17 protein-coding genes and 1 pseudogene are annotated in these 17,567 nt (G+C 72.4%); 5 read left to right on the top strand and 13 right to left on the bottom strand.

Annotated features, from left to right (window positions below):
• Positions 1 to 47: 47 nt before the first annotated feature.
• From OG861_RS26705 to OG861_RS26720, 4 genes are all read right to left on the bottom strand, one after another.
• Positions 48 to 905: a HEAT repeat domain-containing protein gene (locus OG861_RS26705; RefSeq protein ID WP_329193318.1), complete on the bottom strand. Its 858-nt coding sequence runs from the start codon at positions 903 to 905 to the stop codon at positions 48 to 50.
• Between the two features lie 136 nt (positions 906 to 1,041).
• On the bottom strand, positions 1,042 to 2,199 hold the full coding sequence (locus tag OG861_RS26710) for an ROK family transcriptional regulator (RefSeq protein WP_329193315.1): 1,158 nt from the start codon (positions 2,197 to 2,199) through the stop codon (positions 1,042 to 1,044).
• Positions 2,200 to 2,300: 101 nt separating this feature from the next.
• Positions 2,301 to 2,951: a response regulator transcription factor gene (locus OG861_RS26715; protein ID WP_329193313.1), complete on the bottom strand. Its 651-nt coding sequence runs from the start codon at positions 2,949 to 2,951 to the stop codon at positions 2,301 to 2,303.
• A gap of 4 nt (positions 2,952 to 2,955) precedes the next feature.
• Positions 2,956 to 4,137 (bottom strand): sensor histidine kinase, encoded by a 1,182-nt coding sequence (locus OG861_RS26720; RefSeq protein WP_329193311.1) that lies wholly within the window; start codon positions 4,135 to 4,137, stop codon positions 2,956 to 2,958.
• 108 nt (positions 4,138 to 4,245) lie between these two features.
• On the opposite strand from OG861_RS26720, the gene OG861_RS26725 reads away from it, so the two are divergent.
• From OG861_RS26725 to OG861_RS26735, 3 genes are all read left to right on the top strand, one after another.
• Positions 4,246 to 5,160, top strand: coding sequence for an ABC transporter ATP-binding protein (locus OG861_RS26725; RefSeq protein WP_329193309.1), 915 nt, complete (start codon positions 4,246 to 4,248; stop codon positions 5,158 to 5,160).
• 65 nt (positions 5,161 to 5,225) lie between these two features.
• A complete protein-coding gene (locus OG861_RS26730; protein ID WP_329193308.1) occupies positions 5,226 to 5,978 on the top strand; it encodes an ABC transporter permease in 753 nt (250 codons plus the stop codon).
• Between the two features lie 55 nt (positions 5,979 to 6,033).
• Positions 6,034 to 6,471, top strand: coding sequence for a hypothetical protein (locus OG861_RS26735; protein WP_329193307.1), 438 nt, complete (start codon positions 6,034 to 6,036; stop codon positions 6,469 to 6,471).
• A gap of 19 nt (positions 6,472 to 6,490) precedes the next feature.
• On the opposite strand, the gene mug is transcribed toward OG861_RS26735, so the two are convergent.
• From mug to OG861_RS26760, 5 genes are all read right to left on the bottom strand, one after another.
• Complete coding sequence (mug, locus tag OG861_RS26740) at positions 6,491 to 7,048, bottom strand: G/U mismatch-specific DNA glycosylase (protein ID WP_329202007.1); 558 nt, start codon at positions 7,046 to 7,048, stop codon at positions 6,491 to 6,493.
• Positions 7,045 to 8,478, bottom strand: a complete 1,434-nt coding sequence (purB, locus tag OG861_RS26745) for an adenylosuccinate lyase (protein ID WP_329193305.1) — start codon at positions 8,476 to 8,478, stop codon at positions 7,045 to 7,047. Before purB ends, mug begins: the two co-directional genes overlap by 4 nt.
• 71 nt (positions 8,479 to 8,549) lie before the next feature.
• Positions 8,550 to 9,341, bottom strand: coding sequence for an SGNH/GDSL hydrolase family protein (locus OG861_RS26750; RefSeq protein WP_329193303.1), 792 nt, complete (start codon positions 9,339 to 9,341; stop codon positions 8,550 to 8,552).
• A gap of 71 nt (positions 9,342 to 9,412) precedes the next feature.
• Complete coding sequence (locus OG861_RS26755) at positions 9,413 to 10,438, bottom strand: hemolysin family protein (protein ID WP_329193301.1); 1,026 nt, start codon at positions 10,436 to 10,438, stop codon at positions 9,413 to 9,415.
• A complete protein-coding gene (locus tag OG861_RS26760) occupies positions 10,435 to 11,772 on the bottom strand; it encodes a hemolysin family protein (protein ID WP_329193300.1) in 1,338 nt (445 codons plus the stop codon). Before OG861_RS26760 ends, OG861_RS26755 begins: the two co-directional genes overlap by 4 nt.
• Positions 11,773 to 11,913: 141 nt before the next feature.
• Between OG861_RS26760 and OG861_RS26765 the strand changes: the two are divergent.
• A pseudogene (locus OG861_RS26765) lies at positions 11,914 to 12,407 on the top strand (GNAT family N-acetyltransferase).
• A 115-nt stretch (positions 12,408 to 12,522) separates the two neighbouring features.
• Here the strand turns inward: OG861_RS26765 and OG861_RS26770 are convergent.
• Positions 12,523 to 13,188 carry a class I SAM-dependent methyltransferase gene (locus OG861_RS26770; RefSeq protein WP_329193298.1) on the bottom strand — a complete coding sequence of 222 codons (666 nt, stop codon included), beginning with the start codon at positions 13,186 to 13,188 and terminating at the stop codon, positions 12,523 to 12,525.
• A gap of 217 nt (positions 13,189 to 13,405) precedes the next feature.
• Here OG861_RS26770 and OG861_RS26775 point away from each other — a divergent pair, with 217 nt between their 5' ends.
• The gene (locus OG861_RS26775; protein ID WP_329193297.1) at positions 13,406 to 14,077 is read left to right on the top strand and encodes a hypothetical protein; all 672 of its coding nucleotides are present in this window, start codon (positions 13,406 to 13,408) and stop codon (positions 14,075 to 14,077) included.
• Positions 14,078 to 14,121: 44 nt separating this feature from the next.
• On the opposite strand, the gene bioD is transcribed toward OG861_RS26775, so the two are convergent.
• From bioD to bioB, 3 genes are read right to left on the bottom strand one after another with little or no spacing between them, the layout of a single operon-like run.
• Positions 14,122 to 14,841 (bottom strand): dethiobiotin synthase, encoded by a 720-nt coding sequence (gene bioD / locus OG861_RS26780; protein ID WP_329193295.1) that lies wholly within the window; start codon positions 14,839 to 14,841, stop codon positions 14,122 to 14,124.
• 1 nt (position 14,842) lies between these two features.
• Positions 14,843 to 16,153 carry an adenosylmethionine--8-amino-7-oxononanoate transaminase gene (locus OG861_RS26785; protein WP_329193293.1) on the bottom strand — a complete coding sequence of 437 codons (1,311 nt, stop codon included), beginning with the start codon at positions 16,151 to 16,153 and terminating at the stop codon, positions 14,843 to 14,845.
• Positions 16,146 to 17,390 carry a biotin synthase BioB gene (gene bioB / locus OG861_RS26790; RefSeq protein ID WP_329193290.1) on the bottom strand — a complete coding sequence of 415 codons (1,245 nt, stop codon included), beginning with the start codon at positions 17,388 to 17,390 and terminating at the stop codon, positions 16,146 to 16,148. The genes OG861_RS26785 and bioB overlap by 8 nt, the downstream gene beginning before the upstream one ends.
• Positions 17,391 to 17,567: the final 177 nt, after the last annotated feature.

The following is a 17,567-nucleotide window of genomic DNA, read 5'->3' on the forward strand; positions in this document are numbered from 1 at the left end:
GGAGGTGCCGGAAGATGCCCGGCGTTCTTGCTGCTCGGCGCGTGAGGTCAGAGGGAACTGGTCGGCGAACCAAGGACCTTGCGCGCGGCATCGCGTACGTCCGCGTCCACGTCCGCCGTGAGTCGTCCGAGCGCGGCGCGAGCCTCGGAGGCCGGTCTCCGAGCCAGCGACCACGCAGCCGCGTACCGGACCCTGGGGTCGACGTCGCCGGCACGGGCCACCAGGATGTGGGTGACCGCGTCGTCGCGCGAGGAGTGGAGGGCTTGTACGGCTGCGCTCCTGACCTCGGGCGCAGCATCATCTGTGCCGGCGCTCAAGAGAGCTCGGGCCCGTGTGGGATCACCCGTGCCGAAGACGGTGCCGAGGGTACTCATCACTTCGGCGCGCACGCGCGGTTCGGGGTCTGAAGCCGCGTCAGCGATCAAGGCGAAGTACTTGGTCCCGCCGAAGTCGATGACGCTCACGCCCCAGAGACCGACCAGCCGCTTGCCGGGGTCGTCCGAGGCGATGTACTCCAGGACCAGTTCGAGCGACGTCTCCGGCCAGGCATCGAACAGGTCGAGGACGTCGAGCTGCAACGTTTCCCCGTCGCCGTTGCGATCACTCGCCATTGCGCACAGCAGGGCAGGTAGGGCCTCTTTCCCGCAGGCGCCCGCCAGGATGTGGGCCAGGAGGTCGCGGACGAGAGAGTCGCCCGCGTGGGCGTAACGGGCAAGCCGTTGTTCCAGCTCCGGCCGCAGGAACGCGGCGGCGGGTGTACGCAACTGCTCCACCAGGTCCTCGAACCGGCCGCGCGCTCCCGGCCCGCGCCCGGCGCACGCGTCGAGCCGCGCGTCCCACTCGTTCAGTACACCTCGCAGCGCCGTGCGCTCCGTCCCGTCCCGTGTCCCACCAGCCCCGGTCATGCCGCTCACCCTACGGTGGGAGCCACCGGCACCGGCACCAGCACCGGCATGAGACAGCGGCTGGTTTTCGCGGTCGGCCACGGCTGCCCCGGGGTAGCGGGAGACCCGAGCCGGAGGGGCACGCTCGAGGCGGTCCTCAGCGGCGGCGGGCCGTTACCGTCTTCTCCACCGCGAACAGCTCCTCTTCCACGTGGTCCAGCGCGAGCCGCAGCGCTCCCGTGGCCACCGCCGCCTCGCCGAGCAGCGACAGCGCAACCTTCGGCGGCCGCAGGCAATACCGTTCCAGCTCGCGGCGTAGCGGTTCGAGGACGCCGTCGATGCCGGCCGCCCAGCCGCCGACCACCACCAGCTCCGGGTCCATCGCCAGGACCAGCGCCGCCACGTCGTGCACCAGCCGTTGCAGGAAGCGCTCCACAGCGGCCACCGCACGCGGGTCCCCCCGCCTGGCCATCGCGAACACCTCGGCGACCGCAGGCTCGTCCAGCGGGTGCAGCGGCTCACCGGTGGTCGACAGCAGCCTCTCCGGCGTGGCCTCCCGTCCCAGCAGGTGCAGCGCACCGATCTCACCGGCCGCCCCGCCGAACCCGCGGTGCAGCCGACCGCCGATCAAGGAGCCCGCGCCGGGGCTGAGGCCCGCCATCACGAAGACCATGTCGTCGGTGTCCCGTGCGGCGCCCTTCCAGTGCTCGGCGACCGCCGCGGCGTTGGCGTCGTTCTCCACCTGCACCGGACAGCGGAACGAGCGCCGCAGCCGGTCCCCGAGCGGCAGCCCCGTCCAGCCGGGCAGCGCCGTCCCGAGGCGGACCGTGCCGTCCGCCTCCACGATGCCGGGGCTGCCGACACCCACCGCACGCAGCGAGTCCCGGGGTACGCCCGCACGCCGCAGCAGGTCGGCCACCGCCGCTCGGACCCGCTCCAGCCGCTCGTCGGCCGAAGCCGTCTCGGCGACGTCCTTGGTACCCGCGCCGATCACCCGCCCGTCCAGTCCGGACAGCAGCACGGCGACCCGGTGGGAGCCGATCTCGATGCCCAGCAGGTGACCCGCCTCGGCCCGGAAGCGGAACCTCCTGGCCGGTCGGCCCTGCCGCCGCGCACCCTCCTCGGCGTCTGCCTCGACGACGAGCCCGGCCCCGATCAGCCCTTCGACGACTCCCTCGACGGTCGGCCGCGACAGGCCGGTCACCCGGGTGAGGTCGGTGAGGGTCGGCGACCCGGCCGCCCGCAGGGCGCGCAGCACCACGGCCGAATTGATGCGCCGGAGCAGAGAGGGATCCCCGCCGGTCAGCTGCCCCAACGTGTGTCCTCCCAGCTAGCGGCCCTGTCAGCCGGATCGTACTGCGCCCCTGGTGTGGCGGCGAGAAGCGGCCCCCCATCGGCCGGATCCACGCGGTCGCCTCAGGCGGGGCAGACGAATCCGGACTCGTACGCCGTGATGACCGCCTGGGTCCGGTCGCGCGCACCCAGCTTCGCCAGGATCGCGCTGACGTGGGACTTGACCGTCTCCGTGCCGACGATCAGCTCGGTGGCGATCTCCACATTGGTCAGCCCCCGCGCCATCAGCCGGAGCACCGCCTCCTCGCGTTCGGTGAGCGCGGCCCGCTCCAGCAGCGTCCGGGCCTTGCGGTTGCCGTACTCCGCTGCCAGCGCCCGCACCGCGGCCGGGAAGAGGAGGGTCTCGCCTTCCGCGACGAGCCGTACCGCGTGCACGATCTCCGACGGCCGGGCTCGTTTCAGCAGGAACCCGTCGGCCCCGGCACGCAGCGCCTGGTAGACGTACTCGTCGTTCTCGAAGGTGGTGACCACGAGGATCTTCGGCGGTGCGTCCACGGAGCGCAGCACCGCACGCGTCGCCTCGATCCCGTCGAGCAGCGGCATCCGTACGTCCATCGCCACCACGTCCGGACGCAGTTGCCGCACCAGCGGGACCACGGACGCCCCGTCCGCCGCCTCGCCGACGACCTCGATGTCAGGCTGGGCTTCGAGAACGGCACGCAAGCCCGCGCGCACCAGGGGTTCGTCATCGACGAGCAGTACGGTAACCGGCATCCCGTCAGGGTATTCGCTCCAGCGGAAGCCGGGCGCGCACCCTCCAACGCCCCTCGTGCGGACCGGTCTCGGCCTCCCCGCCGAGCAGTGCGGCCCGCTCACGCATCCCTCGCAGGCCGCTGCCGTTGCCCGTGATGACGCTCGGCCCGTCCGGGAGCGGGTTCGACACCTCCAAGTCGAGCCGGTCCGCGGCCCTTTCGACCCGCACCCGGACGGGTACGGGACCGCAATGCCTCAGCACATTGGTCAGCGCTTCCTGGAGGATCCGGTACCCCTCCCGGGTGACGGGGCCCGGCAATGTCTCGAGCGAACCCCTCAGTCGGACATCCACATCCGCCCCTGAAGCGCGCGCCGACTCCAGGAGCCGGTCCGCCTCGGCCAGGGTGGGACGCTGGGACGGCGGCTGTGCCGACTCCCGCAGGACCAGCAGGACCCGCTCCAAGTCCTCCAGGGCCGCCCGGCCCGTCTCCTCGATCGCGGACAGCGCCCGTTCGGTGAACGCGGGGTCCCCGGCGGCCCGCGCCGCGCCGGCTTGCACGACGGCGACGGTCAGCGCATGACCGATCGAGTCGTGCAGCTCCCGCGCCATCCGGGTCCGCTCCAGCAACTGCTCCGTCCTGGCCTCCAGCGCCGTCACCCGCTCCGCCGCGGACGGCCCCAGCAGTCGGCGGGCGATCGCAGTGATCATCTCGCCGAGGAGCACCACGATGACGATCAGCAGGACCAAGGGAAGCGGTGCCAGCATGGCAGCCGCCCAACGCGGTGGCGTGGGGAACGGCACCGCGTGGTCCGCCGCCCCCGACGGGTGTCCGACCGCGATCGCGATCAGCTGGAGGCTGAGTACCGGCAGGGCGACGGTCGCGAACATGGCGGCGCCGGCGACGGCCAGCCGTATCTCCAGCCACAGAAGGGTCCGCCACCGGTCGGCCCAACGCGCCGAGGGGGCCGCGGTGATGCCCGCGACGGGCGAGTCGTCCTCGTCCGGAGCCAGCAGGAACCGGGCCTGCAGGCCCTCGGCCAGCCGGACCCACGGCACGAATCCGAAGGGGACGACGATCAGCAACGGCACCCACGGCCTGTCGGGCGAGATGAACATCCAGATCGCCAGCAGCAACAACGGAACGCACAGATGCAGCCAGCGGGAGTACGTCACCGCCTGGAGCGGTGCGCGGAGCAGTCGGTACATGGCTTCATCGTGGCAGTTCCCGGGTGCGGGACGTCTCCCCCACGTGGGGGAGACAGCACCCCCGCACGGGGGAGGAGGAGGGCGGGGGACCGCGGTGAGTCTTGAGCCATGAACCGCATCGAGATCCGCGAACTGACCAAGGCCTACGGCACCACACGGGTCGTGGACCACCTCACCTTCGATGTCCTGCCCGGCCGTGTGACGGGTTTCCTCGGTCCCAACGGGGCGGGAAAGTCCACGACGATGCGTCTGGTCCTCGGGCTCGACCAGCCGACATCCGGCGCCGCCACCATCGCAGGCACCCGATTCACCGAACTCCGGCAGCCGCTGCGCCAGGTGGGCGCGCTGCTCGACCCGCAAGCAGCCCACGGCGGGCGTACCGCACGGGATCACCTGCTCGCCCTCGCCGTGAGCAACAGCATTCCGGCGGAGCGCGTGGACGCGGTACTGGAGCAGTGCGGCATCGCCTCGGTGGGCCGCCGCCGGGTGAAGACCTTCTCACTCGGCATGCGCCAGCGGCTGGGCATAGCCGCGGCACTGCTCGGGGACCCGGCGGTGCTGCTCCTGGACGAGCCGGCCAACGGCCTGGACCCGGAGGGCATCATCTGGATCCGGGAGCTGATGCGAGGCCTCGCCGGCGAAGGGCGCACGGTCCTCGTCTCCAGTCACCTGATGGCCGAGACCGCCTCGTTCGCCGACCACCTCATCGTGCTCGGTCAGGGCAAACTGCTCGCCGACAGCCCCATGAAGGAGTTCATCGACTCCCGTAGCTCCCCCCGTGCGCGGTTGCGGACCTCCGACCCACACCGGTTGCGGGAGGTGCTGGCCGACGAGGGCCTCGTGCTCCTGGCCGGCGAGGACGGGTCCTGGAGCGTCGACGGCATACGGGCCGAACACATCGGCGCACTCGCGGCCCGCCACGGGGTGCCGCTGCTGGAGCTGTCCGACGAGCGGGCCTCGCTGGAACAGGTCTACCTCGAACTCACCGCGGGCCGCGCCCAGTTCGTCGCGACGCCCGCCTGATGTCCCGCGATCCCCGATCCCGGTACCTCATTCCTCTACCCCTGCCTTCGAACGGAGCTACCGCCGTGACCGCAGCGAGCCTGCCCACCGTCCCCGTACTGCACTCGGAATGGATCAAGATACGGTCCGCCCGCGCGGCCCTGGGGTCTCTCATAGCCGTGCTGCTCACCACCGCCGGTGTCACCGTCCTCGTCACCGGAGCGCTCGGTGCGGGGCAGGAGGACGCGCTGGGAGACGACCGGCTCGCCGCGGCCTTCTACGGCATCAACTTGGGCCAGATAGCGGCCGTCGCGTTCGGCGCGACCGCATTCGCCGGCGAGTTCCGTGACGGAGCTCTTCGGGTCTCGCTGACCGCCGTGCCCGATCGGAGCCGGCTGTACCTGTCCAAGACCGCAGTGGTGGCCGTACTGGCTCTCCTGGTCGGGGAGATCACCGGTGTGGCGGCCTTCGCCGCCGGACAGTCCCTCATGGGGGAGCGGGCTCTGGGCATGGGTGATCCCGGCGTGCTGCGGGCGGTGTTCGGCAGCGGCGTCTACCTGATGCTGATCGCCTTGCTGTCGGCCGGTCTGACGGCGCTGGTGCGCAGCGGCACCCTCGTGATGAGCCTGCTCATACCCTTCCTGCTGATCCTGCCCTTCGTCATCGGCCAGGTGGCGGGCGGGGCGGGCCAGTTCATGCCCGACCGGGCAGGGCAACTGGTCATGCGCACGGATGCGGAGGGGGCGCTCGGCCCGTGGAGCGGGCTCGGTGTCGCCGCGGTGTGGTCGCTTGCGGCCCTCGGGGCGGGATGGCTGGCGGTGCGGCGCCGGGCGGCGTGACCCAGTACGGCGTGACGCAGGGCCAGTTGTCAGTGCCCGCCGAGATACTGACGGCATGACCACGGCAGAGCATCTCGACACGATCGACCGGCTCCGGGCGCAGGTGTTTCCTCCGGAACCGGTCTGGTTCGGCCGGCACAGCAGTGGACCGGGGTACCACCTGGTCCAGCTCGTGGAGACGCGGGACTTCTGGGAGGACGACGGCTCGGGGCGGATCGAGGCGGCCGACCAGATCAGTGCCGAATACGGGGCGCTGGAGCAGGCGCTCACCGACCGTTGGGGAGAGCCACAGCTCTTCACCCTTGAGGGGACGATGCACCGGGGGCTCGAAGGGGAGGAGATACCGGAACCGTGGGAGGAGCTCAGCAACAGCACCGACCACGTGCACATGTGGCGGGCCGAGGACCGGTGGCTCGTGGCCTACGTCGCCCACTGGGAGGCGGAGGACCCGTTCCGGCTGATGGCGGGCGTCACCGTGATCGACCCGCCGTAGTCGGCCGAGGCGTCAGGCGTCAGGCGCCAGGTGCCCGGTCGGCGGCCTCGGCGGCGGCGCGGAGGCGGGCGTACTCCTCGGCCATGGTCGCTGCCGTCCAGTGCGCATTGAGACCACTGGGGTTGGGGAGGACCCAGACACGGGTGGTTCCGATGGTGCGTTCCTGGGGACCGATCTTGGCCTTCGGCTCCTGGAAGGCGATGCGGTAGGCGGTGACGCCGACCACGGCCAGCCACTGGGGGCGCAGGAGTTCCACCTTGGCTGTCAGGGTACGGCCGCCCTCCCGGTATTCCTCGGCGCTCAGCTCGTCGGCGCGTGCCGTGGCGCGGGCCACGACGTTGGTGATGCCGAGGCGGTACGTCAGCAGCTCTTCCTGCTCGGCGGGGGCCAGCCGGCGCGGGGTGAAGCCGGACAGGTGCAGCACCGGCCAGAAGCGGTTGCCGGGGCGGGCGAAGTGGTGGCCCGTCGCGGCGGAGAGGAGCCCCGGGTTGATCCCGCAGAAGAGCACGCGCAGACCGCCCGCGACCACGTCGGGGACGACGCGGTCACGGGCGGCGTTCAGCTCGTCGGGGGTCAGAGGATCGACCCCGGCGTGTACCCGGCGGCCTCAGGGTGCTGCTTGGCGATGTCCTCGATGCGGGAGATCACCGTGGCGACCTGGTCACCGGCCGCGCCCGTGAAGGACAGCTTGTCGGCCATCAAGGCGTCGAGCTGCGCCCGGTCCAGCGGCATCCGCTCGTCGGCGGCCAGCTTGTCCAGGAGCTCGTTGCGCTCGGCTCCCTGCTCGCGCATGGCGAGCGCGGAGGCCACGGCGTGCTCCTTGATGACCTCGTGGGCGGCCTCCCGGCCGACCCCGGCCCGTACCGCGCCCATCAGCACCTTGGTGGTGGCGAGGAAGGGCAGGTAGCGGTCCAGTTCGCGGGCCACGACCGCCGGGAAGGCGCCGAACTCGTCCAGGACGGTCAGGAACGTCTCCAGCAGACCGTCGAAGGCGAAGAACGCGTCGGGCAGCGCCACGCGGCGGACCACGGAGCAGGAGACGTCGCCCTCGTTCCACTGGTCGCCGGCCAGCTCGCCGGTCATCGAGGCGTAACCGCGCAGGATGACCATGAGGCCGTTCACGCGCTCGCAGGAGCGGGTGTTCATCTTGTGCGGCATCGCGGACGAGCCGACCTGGCCGGGCTTGAACCCCTCGGTGACCAGCTCGTGGCCGGCCATCAGACGGATCGTCTTGGCGATCGAGGACGGCGAGGCGGCCAGCTGCACCAGGGCGGTGACCACGTCGTAGTCGAGGGAGCGCGGGTAGACCTGGCCGACGGAGGTGAAGGCCTGGGCGAAGCCGAGGTGGGCCGCGATCCGCTGCTCCAGGTCGGCGAGCTTGGCGGCGTCGCCGCCCAGCAGGTCGAGCATGTCCTGGGCGGTGCCGACCGGACCCTTGATCCCGCGCAGCGGGTAGCGGGCCAGCAGGTTCTCCAGGCGGTCGTAGGCGACCAACAGCTCGTCGGCCGCGGTGGCGAAACGCTTGCCCAGGGTGGTGGCCTGCGCGGCCACGTTGTGGGAGCGGCCGGCCATGACCAGCTCGGCGTGCTCGCCGGCCAGCTTGCCGAGGCGGGCGAGGACGGCGACCGTGCGGTCCCGGGCCAGTTCCAGGGAGAGCCGGATCTGGAGCTGCTCGACGTTCTCGGTGAGGTCGCGGGAGGTCATGCCCTTGTGGACGTGCTCGTGGCCGGCGAGGGCGTTGAACTCCTCGATGCGGGCCTTCACGTCGTGCCGGGTGACCTTCTCGCGCTCGGCGATGGAGGCGAGGTCGACGGTCTCCAGGACGCGCTCGTAGTCGGCGAGGGCGGCGTCCGGGACCTCGATGCCGAGGTCCTTCTGGGCACGCATCACGGCGAGCCACAGCCGCCGCTCCAGCGTCACCTTGTACTCGGGGGACCACAGGACGGCGAGCTCCGCGGAGGCGTAGCGGCCGGCCAGGACATTGGGGATGCGGGGCTTGGCTGTCACGTGTAGGGATTCTACTTGGGCCGCCGCTGTGCGTTTACGCAGGTAGGGGACCCGTCCCGGATTGTGCCTTGCTACGAGAGCCGGTCGGGCGCCCAGGCCTCGTACGGCAGCAGCTGCGAGCGCTTCGCCGCCCGGCCGTCGCCGGAGGAACGGCCCGTGATCCGGCGGCCGATCCAGGGGAGCAGGTGCTGCCGGGCGAAGCGGAGGTCCTCGGTCCGGCGGGCGGACCAGGCAGGGGCCACCGACGGCGGCAAGGGGGCCCGCCAGTCCTCCTCCGGCGGCAGTCCCAACGCCTGCCAGACCGCCTCCGCGACGCGCCGGTGGCCTTCGGCGGTCAGGTGCAGCCGGTCCACGTCCCACAGCCTCGGGTCGGCGAGGACCGCGGCCCCGTACAGGTCCACGAGCAGTGCACCGTGCCGGGCGGCCAGCTCCTCCAGGATGGCGAAGAGCTCCTCCATCCGCGGGCGGAAACGTTCCATCACCGGTCCGTTGCGGCCGGGGGAGCGCATCAGGACCAGGGTTCCGCAGGAGGGGGCGAGGAGCCCCACGGCCTCCTCCAGGTGTCCGCGCACCCGGCCCATGTCGACCTTCGGCCGCAGCGCGTCGTTCAAGCCGCCCACCAGGGTCACCACGTCGGCGCCCATCCCCGCGGCCAGGGGCGCCTGGTCCCGGGCGATCTGCCCGATCAGTTTCCCGCGGACCGCGAGGTTCGCGTAGCGGAAGCCCGGCTCCCGCGCCGCGAGGCGCGCGGCGAGCAGGTCGGCCCAGCCCCGGTAGGAGCCGTCCGGCAGCAGATCGGACATCCCCTCGGTGAAGGAGTCGCCGATCGCGACGAAACTGGTGTAAGACGCATTCATCTCCATGGCGCAGCGATGCTACCGCGCGGTAGCCCGGTTCCGCACGGCCGTGCGGAACCGGGATCCGGCGGCCGCGCTCAGGCCGTCGCCGGCCTGCCGAAGAGCTCGCGCAGCACGTCCTCCATGGTCACCAGGCCCGTCATCGCACCGTCCGGCCCCTGGACGGCGGCCAGGTGCGTGCGGCTGCGCCGCATGGCGGTCAGTACGTCGTCCAGCGGGGTCTGCGCCCGTACCTGCGCGATCGGGCGCAGCGCGGAGGCCGGGAACGGCTGGTCCCGCTGGGTCACGTCCGCGTCGAGCGCGTCCTTGACGTGCAAGTACCCGAGGATCTTGTGCTGCCCGTCGATCACCGGGAACCGGGAGTACCCGGACGTGGCGGCGAGCCGCTCCAGTGCCGCCGGGGTGATGTCCTCGCGTGCCGTGACCACCCGGTCCGCGGGCAGCACCACATCGGTGACCGGCCGCCGGCCGAGTTCCAGGGCATCGTGCAGCCGGGCGCTCGCCCGGACGTCGAGGAGCCCCGCGGCGCTGGAGTCCTTGACCATCCGGGCCAGTTCGTCGTCGGAGAACGTGGCCGCGACCTCGTCCTTCGCCTCCACCCGGAGCAGGCGCAGGATGAGGCTGGCGAACGCGTTGATCGCGAAGATGGCCGGTTTCAGCGCCCGCGTCAGGGTCACCAGCGGCGGCCCCAGCAGCAGCGCCGTGCGTACCGGCTCGGACAGCGCCACGTTCTTCGGCAGCATCTCGCCGAAGAGCATGTGCAGGTACGTCGCCAGGGCCAGCGCGATCACGAACGAGATGGCGTGCGTCAGCCCGCCCGGCACGCCGAAGAAGTCGAACACGGGTGCCAGCAGGTGGGCGATGGCCGGCTCGGCGACCACGCCCAGCACCAGGGTGCACAGGGTGATCCCCAGCTGCGCCGCCGCCATCAGCGCCGACACGTGCTCGAGGCCCCACAGCACCGCCCGGCCGCGCCGGTCGCCCTGTTCGGCGTACGGCTCGATCTGGCTGCGCCGCACGGAGATCAACGCGAACTCCGCGCCGACGAAGAAGGCGTTGACGACCAGGGTCGCCACGCCGATCAGCAACTGGACCACGGTCATCGCGCGTCCCCCGCATCCTCGTCACCGGCGGCCGCGGGGCGGCGCAGCAGTACGCGGGCCGCCCTTCGTCCGCTCGCGTCCACCACGTCCAGCCGCCAGCCGTCCAGCTCCAAACTGTCCCCGACCTGCGGGATCCGGCCCAGCTCGGTCGCTATCAGCCCGGCCAGCGTCTCGTACGGGCCGTCCGGCACCCGCAGGCCGATCCGGCGCAGCTGGTCGGTCCGCGCTGCGCCGTCGGCCGAGTACAGCTGCCGGCCGGAGGCGTCCGTACCGGCCGGGGCCAGGTCCGGAGTCTCGTGCGGGTCGTGCTCGTCACGGACTTCGCCGACGACCTCCTCGACGATGTCCTCCAGCGTCGCCACCCCGGCCGTTCCGCCGTACTCGTCGATCACCACGGCCATCGTCTGCTTGCCGGAGAGCCGGTCCAGCAGCCGGTCCACCGTGAGCGACTCGGGCACCAGCAGGGGCGCGCGCAGCAGCTGCGACACGGGGTAGCCGTGCCGCTCCTCGGCCGACAGGGCCAGGACGTCCTTGATGTGGACCGTGCCCACGACGGTGTCGAGGCTGCCCCGGTACACGGGGAAACGGGACAGGCCCGTCGCCAGCGTCGCGTTCGCGACGTCCTCGGCGGTGGTCTGCACGTCGAGGGCGGTGACCTGGACCCGCGGCGTCATCACGTTCTCGGCGGTCAGGTCGGCCAGGTTCAAGGTCCGTACGAACAGTTCGGCGGTGTCCTTCTCCAGGGCTCCCGCCTTCGCGGAGTGCCGGGCGAGGGCGACGAGTTCCTGCGGACTGCGCGCCGAGGCGAGTTCCTCGGCCGGCTCCATGCCGAACCGGCGCACCATGTGGTTCGCCGTCCGGTTGAGCTGGCTGATCAAGGGACGGAACGCCCGGCTGAACAGGCGCTGGGGGGTGGCCACGCGCTTCGCGATGGCCAGGGGGGAGGAGATCGCCCAGTTCTTCGGCACCAGCTCGCCCACCACCATCAGGACCACCGTGGACAGCACGGTGGCGAGCACCAGCGCGGTGGAGGAGGCGGCGCCCGGCGACAGGCCCATGGCCTGGAACGGCCCCTTGAGCAGTGCGGCGATCGAGGGCTTGGAGATCATGCCGATGACCAGGCCCGTCACGGTGATGCCGAGCTGTGCGCCCGACAGCTGGAACGTCAGGCTGCGGACGGCGGCCAGCGCGCTCTCTGCCCCCCGCTCGCCGCGCTCGACGGCGCCTTCGAGCTCACCGCGCTCGATGGTCGTCAGGGAGAACTCGGCCGCGACGAAGACCCCGCAGGCGAGGCAGAGCAGCAGCGCCAGGAGGAGCAGGAGCACTTCGGTCATCGGTCGGTCACCTCCGTCCCATGATCGGTCAGGAGGAGGGCTGTCGCGCGACGTCGTCGCGACTGGGACCGGCTGCGGGTACTGGGAGGCTCGCCCATGGGCGGACGCTCACACCTTTCGATCGAGTGGACGTTCCCGGCAATGGTAAAGGAGGGGCAAAGGGAAAGCTCCGTGGTTTCGGCCGGATCCGCCGGATGCTGGGATCACCGTACGGGTGATCTTCATGGCGTTACCGCTTCGGCCGCCGACCCCACCGCCGTGCTCGACTTCTGGAAGGCCGCTGCCGAGGGTACGAGCATCAGCGACGACCCCGCGGGCGTCGAGCGGCTCCACGCCCGCGATCCGCACGCCCTGCTCCCGGCCTTCCGCGACGGCGAACCGGTCGGCACCGTGATCGCCGGGTTCGACGGCCGGCGCTGCCACCTCTAACGGCTCGCCGTGCACCCCGAGCGCCGCAGGCAGGGCATCGGCACGGCGCTGCCGGCCGCCGTGGAGGAGCGTTTCCGCGCCCTCGGCGGCCGGCGTGCGGACGCGATGGCGCTCGACCGCAACGAGCGGGCGCACGCCGCGTGGGAGGCGGCCGCGTACCACCCGAGGGCCGGTGGACCCGAGGGGTCAAGCCGCTGAACGGCTGACACCGGCGGCTCGCCCGACGGCGCTGCGCAGCCGCGGCGCTGCGTGGCCACGGTGCCGGACAGCCACGGTGCTGGGCGGCCACGTCACTGCGCAGCCACGTCACTGCGCAGCCGGTCAGTCGACGCCCCGGCGGGCCGTCCCGAGGACGCAGTACGACGTCGGCAGCGCCGGCCCCCGCTCGGGGAGGCGGAAGGTCCGCTGCGAGACGATCCGGAAACCGGCGGCCTCGATCGAGGCCAGCGGGTCGCGCGCCGTATGGCAGTTGCCGAACAGGAGGGGCCAGACGGTCCGGTCCAGCGTGCGCTGGACGGAGGCCATGCCCGGTCCCGGCGCCAGACCGTGCTCGAAGAAGCGCAGCTCGCCGTCGGGGCGCAGCACGCGGTACAGCTCGGACAGGGCCCGCGGCAGACTCCGTACGGTGCACAGCACCAGGGAGGCGACCGCGGCGTCGAAGGCCTCGCTCTTGACCGGGAGGGCCTCGGCGACGCCGGGCACCAGATCCACCGGCACCTCGGCGCGCAGCGCGGCCGCCGCGGCACGCCGGCGCAGGATGCGCTCCGGTTCGACGGCGACGACTTCGGAGACGGCGCGGGGGTAGTGGGCGAAGTTCAGCCCGTTGCCCGCCCCGATCTCGATGACGCGGCCGGACACCCCGTGCAGGAGCTCGCGCCGGACGGCGGCGATACCGCCCCGCGCATCGGCGGTGGGGCTGACGCGGGCGTAGAACCGGGCGAAGAGGGGGTGGTGGACGGGATCCGAACCGAGGGGTGAAGTGGGCATGGCGGGCCTCCGGGCGGGTGCGACGGGTGCGTGTGCCCTGCCGGGCTGTTCCCCGTCCAGGCGGCCCACGAAACCGGGGGGCGCACGGTACCGGCCGCGACGGTGGGGCAGTTGGGCCGCGTGCGGTGAGTACGCGTACTCATGAACCAGCCTCGGACCGTGCGGATAATCGGATGATCCGGCCCCTGTTGGGGCTGCCTCAGGATGTGGAGACCAAGTGAAGTTCCGCACCGACCTGACCCGCACCGACCTGATCCGCACCGACCTGACGCGCACCGACCTGATCCGTACCGTGCTGCTCGCGACGGGACTGCTCGCGTTGACCGCCTGTGGGACCACAGTAGCCCCGGGCGCCGGTTCGGCAGCGGCCTCGTCCGCCGCTCCCTCCGCGACGGCGAGCGTCGACTACGCGGCGCGGGCCGCCGCCGCGGTGGAGCGCCACGACAAGCTGTTCCCCGAGATCGCCGCCCGGTGCGCGGGCAAGGCCGAGGTCCTCCCGACCCCGGTGGGCACGCCGGCCGGGCTGCCGACGGACCCCGAGGCGCGCAAGTACGCCGAGAACCACGGGTACAAGACCCAGGCCGGGCTCACCCCGGCGAGCCGGTGCCGGGGCGAGGCGCACGCCGAGCGGATCAAGGCGGCGCTGGGCGGTCCCGACGGCAAGGGCACGCCGCGCACCACGGAGGAGCTCCGCAGCCTGCTGACGGGGTTGGGCTACCGGCCGGACGGCAGGGACGTGTACGGGTCCGGCCCGCAGGACCTCGCGTTCGTGCTGTCGGTCCCCGAGAGCGGGCCCTGCGTCACGGGGTACCTGGGCACCCCGGTGCGGATCGAGGCCCACGGGGTGTACCTGGAGGGCGGCTGCCACGAGCCCCGCGGCGGCCACTGACGCCCGAAGTCCCCGTCACGGCAGTGGATGCCCGGCCCCGCCCGTCAGGCCGGCCAGGCCGCCGCGAACGCCTGCGCCGACCAGGAGCCGTGCAGCGGCGCCGCGAGCCAGCCCGGCGCCGCGGCCCGGAAGCCGGCGGGTGCCAGGGCGCCGGAGCCCTGCGGGACCGCGCCGAGCAGCGGCAGGCCCGACACCGCGGGGAGGTCGGCCAGGTTGCAGCGCGAGGCGAGGTCGGGGGAGGCCGGCCAGCTGCCGATCACCACGCCCGGCGAGGTGAGCCCCCGCGCCCGCAGCGCCTCCGCCGTCAGGGTCACGGAGTTGAGCGTGCCGAGGGCCGCCGGGGCGACGACCAGGACCGGCGCACCGAGCAGCCGCGCCGCGTCGGCCAGCGTGTGCCCCTCCTCGTCGAAGCGGACCAGGAGACCGCCCGCGCCCTCCACCAGGACCAGGTCGTGCGAGGCCGCCAGCTCCTTCGCCGCCTCCGCGACGACGGCAGGGGACAGCGTCGGCAGGCCGGCGCGGCGGGCCGCCGTGTCCGGGGCCAACGGCTCGGGGTAGCGGGCCAGTTCCCGTGCGGTGACGGAGGGCCCCGCGAGGCGCACCACCTCCGCCGCGTCACCCGGCTCGTCCGGCCCCACGCCCGTCTGGGCCGGCTTGAGGACCGCCACCGACCGGCCGGTGGCCACCGCGGCGGCGGCGACCGCCGAGGTCACCACCGTCTTGCCGATCTCCGTGCCGGTACCGGATACGAAGAGGATCGTCATGTCAGCCCTCCTGAGCGGCCGCGCGGACGGCACGGCAGATGCGGGCCACATCCGCGTCGCCCGTCACGAACGGCGGCATCGTGTAGATCAGGTCGCGGAACGGGCGCAGCCAGACGCCCTCGCGCACCGCCGCCCGTGTCGCCGCGGCCATGTCGACCTCGTGGTCGAGCTGGACCACGCCGATCGCGCCCAGCACCCGTACGTCCCGCACCCCGGGCAGGGCCGAGGCCGGGGCCAGGCCCTCCAGCAGACCGGCCTCGATCCGCTTGACCTCCGCCTCCCAGTCCTGGTTCAGCAGCAGCTCGACCGAGGCCAGCGCCACCGCCGTGGCGAGCGGATTGCCCATGAAGGTCGGCCCGTGTGCCAGGACCGGCACCTCACCGCGTGAGATCCCGTCGGCCACCCTGGCGGTGCACAGCGTCGCCGACAGGGTGAGGTAGCCGCCGGTCAGGGCCTTGCCGAGGCACATCACGTCGGGGGTGACGCCCGCGTGGCCGGCGGCGAACAGCGCGCCGGTGCGGCCGAAGCCCGTCGCGATCTCGTCCAGCACCAGGAGGACGTCGTACTCGTCGCACAGCTCCCGCAGCACGCGCAGGTAGCCCGGGTTGTGGAAGCGCATCCCGCCCGCGCCCTGCACCACCGGTTCCACGATCACGGCGGCCAGCTCGTGCGCGTGCGCGGCGATCAGGGAGCGCAGGTGCGCGGTGTACTGCGGATCCACCGGGGTGTCGAAGCCGCCGGGCGGGACGTCGGCGAACACCTGCCGGGGCAGTTGCCCGGACCACAGCTCGTGCATCCCGCCTTCGGGGTCGCAGACCGCCATCGGCTGCCAGGTGTCCCCGTGGTAGCCGCCGCGCCAGGTCAGCAGCCGGGTCTTGCCGGGCCGTCCGACCGAGCGCCAGTACTGGAGGCACATCTTGACCGCGACCTCGACCGAGACCGAGCCGGAGTCGGCGAGGAAGACGTGCTCCAGACCCTCCGGGGTGATCTCGACAAGTTTCGCCGCCAGCCGGACGGCGGGCTCGTGGGTGAGCCCGCCGAACATGACGTGCGACATCCGCCCGAGCTGGGCGGTGACGGCTTCGTTCAGCACCGGGTGGTTGTAGCCGTGGATGGCCGACCACCAGGAGGACATGCCGTCGACCAGCTCCGTGCGTCCGTGCGCCGCAGCGCCGAGCCGCAGCCGGACGCCCGCGGCGGAGGAGACGACCAGCGGTTCCTGCCTCCCGGGCATCGGGCCGTACGGGTGCCAGACGTGCTGCCGGTCCAGCGCGAGCAGGCCGGCGGTGGAAAGGGGGTGCTGGTCAGGCATTCGGCGCGAGGTCCGTTCCCGCGCCACGGCGGCGTACCGCCACCAGGTCCGAGCGCACCTCGCCGGCTTCCGCCTGGACGGGGGCGGGGGCCTCGTGCTCCGAGTGCCCCGAGCAGCCGCCGCACGCCGACCCGCAACCGGGCGCGTCCGCGGAGTCCGTGGGGGCCGCCGAGCCGCAGAGCGAGCCGCCGCCCGCGGCGCCCGAGCCGCAGCCGCCGGCCGCCTCCTGCTCCGAGCGGTGCGCCGGGAGGGTCGTCGTACCGGCGCCCTCCACCTCGAAACCGGCGTCCGCGATCATGTCGAGGTCGGCCTGACCGGCCTGGCCCTCACTCGTCAGGTAGTCGCCGAGGAAGATGGAGTTCACCAGGTGCAGGGCCAGCGGCTGCATGCTGCGCAGGTGCACCTCCCGGCCGCCCGCGAGGCGGACCTCGACGTCGGGGCAGACGAACCGCACCATCGCCAGGATCCGCAGGCAGCGCTGCGGGGTGAGGTTCCACTCCTTGGCCAGCGGGGTGCCCTCGAAGGGGATCAGGAAGTTGACGGGCACCGAGTCGGGGTCGAGTTCGCGCAGCGAGTAGACGACGTCGACCAGGTCCTCGTCGCTCTCGCCCATGCCCGCGATCAGACCGGAGCAGGCGGACAGACCCGCCGCGTGGGCCTTTTGTACGGTATCGACCCGGTCCGCGTAGGTGTGCGTCTTGGTGATCTGACCGTACGTCGCCTCGGAGGTGTTGAGGTTGTGGTTGTACGCGTCGGCGCCCGCGTCCTTGAGGCGCTCCGCCTGGCCGTCGGAGAGCAGGCCGAGGCAGGCGCAGACCTCGACGCCCTCGTTCTGCTCCTTGATCGCCTCGATCGTCTTGCCGACGCGCTCCACGTCACGGTCCGTGGGACCGCGTCCGCTCGCCACGAGGCACACGCGCTTCGCGCCGCCCGCGACCCCGGCCGCGGCGGCCTGGGAGGCTTCCTCGGGCTTGAGCCAGGTGTACTTGAGGATCTCCGCCTTCGATCCCAGGCGCTGGGAGCAGTAGGAGCAGTCCTCCGGGCACAGCCCCGACTTGAGGTTGACCAAGTAGTTCAGCTTCACCCGCCGGCCGAACCACTGGCGGCGTACCTTGCCGGCCGCGGCCACCACGTCGAGCAGTCGGTCGTCGGAAGTCGCCAGTACGGCGAGTGCCTCTTCGCGGGTCGGCAGCTCGCGCCGCAGCCCCTTTTCCACCAGGGTGTTCAGCAGGTCCATGACGCCGATCCTGGACCACACGACCACTCACGGCCAAGGAGAGATCGCACAACATCGCCCGAACCGAGTGTGTGTATCACCACACCGGGTGCTCGCGCCTGGGCAGCTAGGGTCTAGAAACCGTCCGGCCGTGATCCGCCGGACGCCCCGTAGCAGGCCTGTGGACAGCCGACAAAA

Origin of the sequence: Streptomyces sp. NBC_00539 (genome assembly GCF_036346105.1) — a bacterium.
GTDB lineage: Bacteria > Actinomycetota > Actinomycetes > Streptomycetales > Streptomycetaceae > Streptomyces.

What these genes read in the sequence shown, in the direction of transcription:
- OG861_RS26705 (WP_329193318.1), bottom strand. Translation starts at nt 905, where the DNA reads ATGACCGGGGCTGGTGGGACACGGGACGGGACGGAGCGCACGGCGCTG.
- OG861_RS26715 (WP_329193313.1), bottom strand. Translation starts at nt 2,951, where the DNA reads ATGCCGGTTACCGTACTGCTCGTCGATGACGAACCCCTGGTGCGCGCG.
- OG861_RS26720 (WP_329193311.1), bottom strand. Translation starts at nt 4,137, where the DNA reads ATGTACCGACTGCTCCGCGCACCGCTCCAGGCGGTGACGTACTCCCGC.
- OG861_RS26725 (WP_329193309.1), top strand. Translation starts at nt 4,246, where the DNA reads ATGAACCGCATCGAGATCCGCGAACTGACCAAGGCCTACGGCACCACA.
- OG861_RS26735 (WP_329193307.1), top strand. Translation starts at nt 6,034, where the DNA reads ATGACCACGGCAGAGCATCTCGACACGATCGACCGGCTCCGGGCGCAG.
- OG861_RS26750 (WP_329193303.1), bottom strand. Translation starts at nt 9,341, where the DNA reads ATGGAGATGAATGCGTCTTACACCAGTTTCGTCGCGATCGGCGACTCC.
- OG861_RS26755 (WP_329193301.1), bottom strand. Translation starts at nt 10,438, where the DNA reads ATGACCGTGGTCCAGTTGCTGATCGGCGTGGCGACCCTGGTCGTCAAC.
- OG861_RS26760 (WP_329193300.1), bottom strand. Translation starts at nt 11,772, where the DNA reads ATGACCGAAGTGCTCCTGCTCCTCCTGGCGCTGCTGCTCTGCCTCGCC.
- OG861_RS26770 (WP_329193298.1), bottom strand. Translation starts at nt 13,188, where the DNA reads ATGCCCACTTCACCCCTCGGTTCGGATCCCGTCCACCACCCCCTCTTC.
- bioD (WP_329193295.1), bottom strand. Translation starts at nt 14,841, where the DNA reads ATGACGATCCTCTTCGTATCCGGTACCGGCACGGAGATCGGCAAGACG.
- OG861_RS26785 (WP_329193293.1), bottom strand. Translation starts at nt 16,153, where the DNA reads ATGCCTGACCAGCACCCCCTTTCCACCGCCGGCCTGCTCGCGCTGGAC.
- bioB (WP_329193290.1), bottom strand. Translation starts at nt 17,390, where the DNA reads ATGGACCTGCTGAACACCCTGGTGGAAAAGGGGCTGCGGCGCGAGCTG.